The sequence below is a fragment of the Candidatus Saccharibacteria bacterium genome, assembly GCA_017983775.1.
In the GTDB taxonomy this organism is placed as follows: domain Bacteria; phylum Patescibacteriota; class Saccharimonadia; order JAGOAT01; family JAGOAT01; genus JAGOAT01.
Map to the genome: position 1 here is coordinate 1 of JAGOAT010000035.1, position 6316 is coordinate 6316.

Consider the following 6316-nt stretch of genomic DNA (forward strand, 5'->3'; position numbering starts at 1 on the left):
GTAGTAGATATTATTACCAAAATGTTTCTTACCTGAGTAGAGTAAGATAGAGATAGGCAAAATTAGATAAGCTGCTAATTGATTTGGTCCTCCCAAACTCGAGAAAGCTCGATAAAAATCTAAACCAGGGCCAATTGGCTGATTAATACCAATTAAATTACCGTAGCCGAGTAGCTTCAACCAACTTTCTGGAGTCAAAAACTGACAAATAGCCAGTAACCCCACTAATGCTCCAGGGTAAATAATCATCTTCAGATTAAGCCTATAATCAGACAATCTAGCAATCAAAAAAACCCCAACTGGCAATAAGCTATAACGTAGTCCGTAGGCAATAGCTTTAAAGTCCAAATGATTGATATAGCTAATAACTAATCCAATCAATATGTAGCCTACGGTTAGCAATACAATCTGACTCAAATAACTATTCTTTATTGATTTTAAATCAAACTTAATTCTTTGGTAGTTAACGACCAGGGCTAAGACTAATAGCAAAAACAATACAATATCTTTGACTATGTTTAGTCCCGAACTATCAATGATATAGTATCGACCGAGACTAATGATTAATCCATAGAATGGCATCAACACCACCATAATACCTAGTACTCGGTGGATAAACTTATTATATGCTTGATTAGTCATCTTATTGATGCGAGATTACACTACGCATATAGTCATCAAGATTCTCTAAGGCAATTCCAGCGCCTCTAGCTACAGAAAGCAATGGGTCACTGGCAATATGAGCAGGTACACCAGTTACCTTAGTAATCAATGTATCAATATTACGAAGCAAAGCACCTCCTCCACTGATCAGGATACCTCTGTCGATGATATCACTAGATAGTTCTGGGGGTGTAGCTTCCAAGACCTTCTTGATTGCTAGAATGATTGAGCTTAATCGTTCGCTGATAGCTTCTGTTACTTCATTTGAGGAGATTTCAACAGTCTTGGGCAATCCTGCGGTCATGTCTCTACCTCTTACCGAAATCGTTTTCTTGGCTTCGAGAATCGTAGCAGAACCTATTTCTTTTTTGACATGCTCAGCTGTTTGATCTCCGATGATCAAATTGTATTTACGTCTAAGATAATCCGCAATAGCTTGATCAATCTTGTTTCCTCCTATCCTCACACTACTCTGCGCAACAATCCCCCCAAGAGAGATAATCGCTATCTCGGTAGTTCCACCACCTATATCTACAATCAAGTTTCCAACTGGGGAGGCAATTGGTACTTGGGCACCAATTGCCGCTGCTACTGGCTCCCTAATGATATAGACTCTTTTTGCACCTGCTGCCAATGCGGCATCAATCACTGCTCGCTTCTCAGTCGAAGTAACTCCAGCAGGCACACTAATCATCAGTTCTGGCCTAGTCAAACGAAATCTACCAAGAACATGGTTGATATAATGTTTTAGCATGGCTTGAGTTGTCCGATAATCAGCAATCACACCATCCTTGAGGGGATGAGAAGCGGTAATTACTTCTGGTGTTCTACCCAACATTTCTTTGGCCTGCATTCCTACTGCTACTACTTGATTCTTATCGACACTGATCGCTACCACACTAGGCTCATTTACGACAATTCCCACTCCTGGCTTATACACCAAAAAATTTGCTGTACCCAGATCTATTGCCAGACGATTTTTAAGACTAAATTTCAATCCTCTTCCCTCCAAATATCTACCCCTAAATTACTTAATTTTTCTTGGATATCTTGATAACCTCGATCAATATGTTGACTATCTTCAATCACTGTTTGACCCACCGCAATCAATGCAGCAATTATCAGAGTAGCCCCAGCCCTAATATCTAGGCTAAAAACTCTTCCTCCGTATAATGGAGTAGGTCCACTTATTAGACCTACATGAGTTTCTTTAATAATTAGATTTGCCCCCATTTGGCTAAGTTGATGAAAATAATTAAGTCTTCCTTCGAATATTGTTTCGAAAATCGTTGAGGTACCATTTGCTTGAGTTAACAGAACCGCCATGGGTGCTTGCAAGTCAGAGGGAAATAGTGGATAAGCAGCCGTCTTGATCTCTAGGGGTTGAAGTTGTTGACTAGGATATATTTTAAGTGTAGCCGGATCTTCCCAAAAATAATTTACCCCCATCTGATCAAAATATAGCATCATTGCATGATGATGATTAATATCCGCATTACTAATCACTAGTTCACTTTTAGTAGCAATCGCAGCAATCGCAGCTGTACCAGTTTCTAGCTGATCAGGGATAATCCTCCATTGATCAAGGTTGAGCTTCTCGGTCCCCACTATCAAAAGACTAGTATTGTCTATCCACTTAATGTTTGCTCCTGCCTGACTCAAAAAATTAACTAAATCGATTACATGAGGCTCTGTGGCCAGCAGTTGATACTTAGTAGTACCCGGTAGACAGACAGCTAACATGATCGCCATTTCGCTAGCAGTCACACTTCTTTCTATAATACTAACTTCTCGATAACTACCAGCACTAGGGGTTTTTTCTAATACTGCTTCCAGATTCTCACCATCGGTCTGATAGGATACACCAAAACCCTCAAGTACCTTATAAAATGCATCCATTGGCCTAGCTCCTATCTGATCTCCACCTGGATAGCCCATTCTTGCCTGACCAAACCTAGAAAGCAATGGGCCAATCAACATATTAGATGCTCTTAAAGCTGCTGTCAGATCTTTGTCAATAGTTTGATTACTAATATTTGAATTGTCGATCTTCCATTGGTTCCTATTAATTACTTCAATCTTAGACCCCAAGCTAATCAAGATATCTTTGATGGTTTTTACATCCAAGATATCTGGCAAATTATCTATTATTACAGGGTTATCCAGCAAAAGGGTTGCAATCAAGATGGGTAGTGCTGCATTCTTGTTGCCAGAAACATTCCAGGTTCCCTCTAGTTTTGCAGGACCATTAATAATCATTTTACTCATAGCAAGATTATAGCATGTTTAAGGGTAGGAAAACCTATCTAGCTACTAATTTTAGTCTCTTAAATACTTTATCTTCTAGATTGATTGATACTAAATCCTTGCCATCTAAGCCAAATAGAATTGGGCCAACTATTTGTTCTGATAAATTCATAGAGTTACTACCATCGAAATCCACAATACGCGAGCTTGATTTGTTGCTAATTAAATGATGATTGTCAAACCAAAACATCTGATCATCAAGCTCTGCCGGATAGGCTATACTTGGCTGATCTGGGTAGTACATATCCAGAGTATTCCAGCCTGTCTGATCTTGCCAGATCAAATATCGATTATCTGGGCTAAGTTTCAAAGCCGTTGCTTGGCTGGATAATAACTCTGTTTTAAGCTTAGACCTATAATCCCGGTACCAAACGAGTTTTTGGCTATCTGGATAAAATATTACCAAACTATCAGCTCCACGATAATCCACGTGCTTAACTTGAATATTTTGATCAGCTCCAAGATCTTCTAATAGACTAACAAGCTTCGGGGCACCAGTATCAAGTTGACTTAAGGTTAATCGATCTTTATCACTAGTAAATATATAGATTTGATCTAGTTCTGACTGATAGCTATATAGCTTACTGGTGATCACGGGTCCAATAGTTTTATCGGTAAGGTTGAGCACTCTGAGCTCAGAATTATTAACCCAAACAAGCTTATTTGGCTGATTGGGTACGAGGATTAATTCACCATTACGAATCGACATCGACTGATCTAATCCAATCAAATCACTACCAGTGTAATAAAACCAATACCCTTCCTGTTTGTCATTCTCCCCTCGTAAGAGCAAATTCTTATTGTCGCCGACTTTGACAATTTCAAGCTTTGGATAAGACTTTGTAGTTAAGCTTTGATCTTGCTTGATTGGTAATAATTCTGGATGTTCGAGACCATCTGATTGATCATGTTGATAATAATTTAGTTGATAGTCTACATCGGACTTTGTCAAGGCTAGACTCGTTTTTCTTGAACTAGACACCTGATAATTAATTAGCTTGTAGCGATCATCATTGGTGGTAACCAAATCAAAATCTTCAAACACTGGCTCTTCAGGCACAAGAATTAGGTAATCCAGAAAATCTACTAATCCTTCTACTAAATCTATTTGTCTTTGCCAAATCTGATAATCAGACTTTTCCACCCGAACATCAAGCGAGCCCGGATTAAGATCGTTGATTTCGACATTGGTTGTTTTGCCAAACAATTGGTTATCAAGGTAGATACTAGCTTCCTTGGGGTAACTATCTATTCTCAGAATAGCAGAACGCACCAAACTCAAATTTGACCTATCTAACCGGTAGCCTAGGGTATACAGAAAACCAATAGCTGTTAGGATCGTTAGCAAAATTGAGCCGACAAATAATAACAATAAGTCTTTTCTTGGTATTGGCATTGATTAGATGGGCAAAAGCTTGATAATCCACTGAATGAATTTGGAGCTTATATTGGTATCGGCACCTGGCAGAGCTACCTCTGGATTATTAGCAGGGGTTTCAATAACAATCTTTTGTGGCTCTGGATCGGGAGAAACTTGCTTGGCATGAATAATCAACCTTTGCCAATTGGTACCAAGCGGCCAGCATGTAATCAGCGTCAATGTTGGGTCAGCTGTCGGTTGGATTACGCTGATATCAGTAGGTTCGACTATCTTTTCTTCACTAACCTGATAAATGTATTTCTTAGAATTGTGATTGATCTCGATTGTATCACCTAATTCCAGCTTCTCAAGTAAAGCAAAGATATAATTATACTCTCCGGGAGCCCATGGATCATTGGAAGAATGACCTACTATTACTACATTTCCTGGATCACCAGGTTTTGCAGTACCTCCGAAGTGAACTACACCATTTTGTAAACTTGCCTGAACATCTGCTTCTACTACGCTTGGCTGGTAAACTACTGGAGCCTGGATCGCAATCTTCGGAATATTGATCATCTCGCCAGCTGGTGCATCAGCAGCTTCTTCCAAGACTTCAACTTGCTCGAGCTTACCCAGGGGCTGGCTAGAAGTGTCTTCGGCTGCCAAAGCATAGCTGATTTGACTACTAATTACTGGCCAATTAAATGCGACAAAAAAGGCTATGACCCCGACAATACCAACCGTACTATAGATCAGAGTTTTTTTGAATCCAATGAAGATTTTTTTGCGTTTATGCTTTTTCTTACCATCACTAAAGCTGATCGGATGCTCATAAACCTGACCACTGATTGCATCATATTTTGGTGATAAATTGACTTTAGCTCTAGACATAATATCCTCTAATCTGTAATATTAGTTAGGTAGTGATTTGATTATACATAAATTGGATCTCTAAGTACAGAATAAATAAATATATAAACTGCTGTTATTATAACATGAAATATATTTATTACAAGATGCGGATGTGGTGGAATTGGTAGACACGCTAGCCTTAGGAGCTAGTGCCAGTCTCTGGCGTGAAGGTTCAAGTCCTTTCATCCGCACCAAGTTTGACTTTTTGGCTTACGACCATAGTCGCAAAAGGCTCTTTCCAGATAAAGGAAGGGGCATTTTTGTTATCTAGGGTTACGTTCAAAAGCATTTTTCGTGCAAGTATGTCCTTTTCGAGTGGAGTTCCAGCTCTCATCTTGTCGTTTGGTGTGTTCTCGAACTGATACGTCTTAAAGTGTAAATCCTGTATACGCTCTAAATCAACAAGCTCAATAATCTCGCTACCTTCTTTCATATTGCGAGACAAGCGGTCGGGCGACCACGTTAACAAGCCGTGATACTTGTTTGTCTGAAAGCCCTCTATAATGTGGTCGAATATCGGGCGTTTACCAGACTTTTTAGCTGACGCACTTTCTCGAAAGATGTCCTCTTTACGTACTTTGTTATCGAGCTGGTCGGCAAGCTCTAAACACTCTTTTTCTTGGTCGTCGAAGGAGCGGACTTACTTACTCTCGTCGTCGGTGGATTTACGGCAGTAAATAACATAACTGCGTTTTTCTTTCGGTAATATACGTGTGGTGTCGGCTTTTGTCTTAACAAAATAGTCAGTTAGTGGTTCTACGCTATGTTTACTAGCAGGTAGCTTGAACATATCGGGGTTATCTTTAAGACTAGCGTCTACTATAGCTTGGGTCTTGCGTAACTGCTCTTGGCTAACGGGTATACGCTTGTGTTTGCGTCTAGTCTTTTTCTCACCTGCCATACTTGTAATTATATCGCCTAGCTTATGGGTTCAACTGTTTTTTGGTATATGTAATTAAAGTAACAACTTTGGTAGAATAACAAGACAAGTTATGATTAGAACCGTTTATAAACACGTATTGAGTGCTTATGGTCGCAATCTGGGCATCTGGATTGGGCAAGCTGCTGCAT

At 39.6% G+C, this 6316-nt stretch carries 6 protein-coding genes, 1 tRNA gene and 1 pseudogene; 1 reads left to right on the plus strand and 7 read right to left on the minus strand.

From position 1 onward, the window contains the following. From KA531_03885 to KA531_03905, 5 genes are all read right to left on the minus strand, one after another. Positions 1-642 (minus strand): hypothetical protein (locus tag KA531_03885; GenBank protein ID MBP6006010.1); only part of this gene is annotated, 642 nt, incomplete at its 3' end. Between the two features lies 1 nt (position 643). After that, a complete protein-coding gene (locus KA531_03890) occupies positions 644-1660 on the minus strand; it encodes a rod shape-determining protein (protein MBP6006011.1) in 1017 nt (338 codons plus the stop codon). Further along, positions 1657-2931 carry a UDP-N-acetylglucosamine 1-carboxyvinyltransferase gene (gene murA, locus KA531_03895; protein MBP6006012.1) on the minus strand — a complete coding sequence of 425 codons (1275 nt, stop codon included), beginning with the start codon at positions 2929-2931 and terminating at the stop codon, positions 1657-1659. Before murA ends, KA531_03890 begins: the two co-directional genes overlap by 4 nt. A 34-nt stretch (positions 2932-2965) precedes the next feature. Then, complete coding sequence (locus KA531_03900; GenBank protein MBP6006013.1) at positions 2966-4366, minus strand: PEGA domain-containing protein; 1401 nt, start codon at positions 4364-4366, stop codon at positions 2966-2968. 3 nt (positions 4367-4369) lie between these two features. Next, complete coding sequence (locus KA531_03905; GenBank protein ID MBP6006014.1) at positions 4370-5224, minus strand: class D sortase; 855 nt, start codon at positions 5222-5224, stop codon at positions 4370-4372. A 127-nt stretch (positions 5225-5351) separates the two neighbouring features. On the opposite strand from KA531_03905, the gene KA531_03910 reads away from it, so the two are divergent. Beyond that, positions 5352-5439: transfer RNA gene (locus KA531_03910), tRNA-Leu, on the plus strand. On the opposite strand, the pseudogene KA531_03915 reads toward KA531_03910, so the two are convergent. Both KA531_03915 and KA531_03920 read right to left on the minus strand, forming a co-directional pair. Beyond that, positions 5418-5879 (minus strand): annotated as a pseudogene (locus KA531_03915) (recombinase family protein). The gene KA531_03910 and the pseudogene KA531_03915 sit on opposite strands and share 22 nt — an antisense overlap. Positions 5880-5885: 6 nt before the next feature. Beyond that, positions 5886-6146: a hypothetical protein gene (locus KA531_03920; protein ID MBP6006015.1), complete on the minus strand. Its 261-nt coding sequence runs from the start codon at positions 6144-6146 to the stop codon at positions 5886-5888. Positions 6147-6316 lie beyond the last annotated feature (170 nt).

Excerpts from the sequence above, each read along its gene's own strand:
- KA531_03905 (MBP6006014.1), bottom strand. The coding sequence starts at position 5,224 with ATGTCTAGAGCTAAAGTCAATTTATCACCAAAATATGATGCAATCAGT.
- murA (MBP6006012.1), bottom strand. The coding sequence starts at position 2,931 with ATGAGTAAAATGATTATTAATGGTCCTGCAAAACTAGAGGGAACCTGG.
- KA531_03900 (MBP6006013.1), bottom strand. The coding sequence starts at position 4,366 with ATGCCAATACCAAGAAAAGACTTATTGTTATTATTTGTCGGCTCAATT.
- KA531_03920 (MBP6006015.1), bottom strand. The coding sequence starts at position 6,146 with ATGGCAGGTGAGAAAAAGACTAGACGCAAACACAAGCGTATACCCGTT.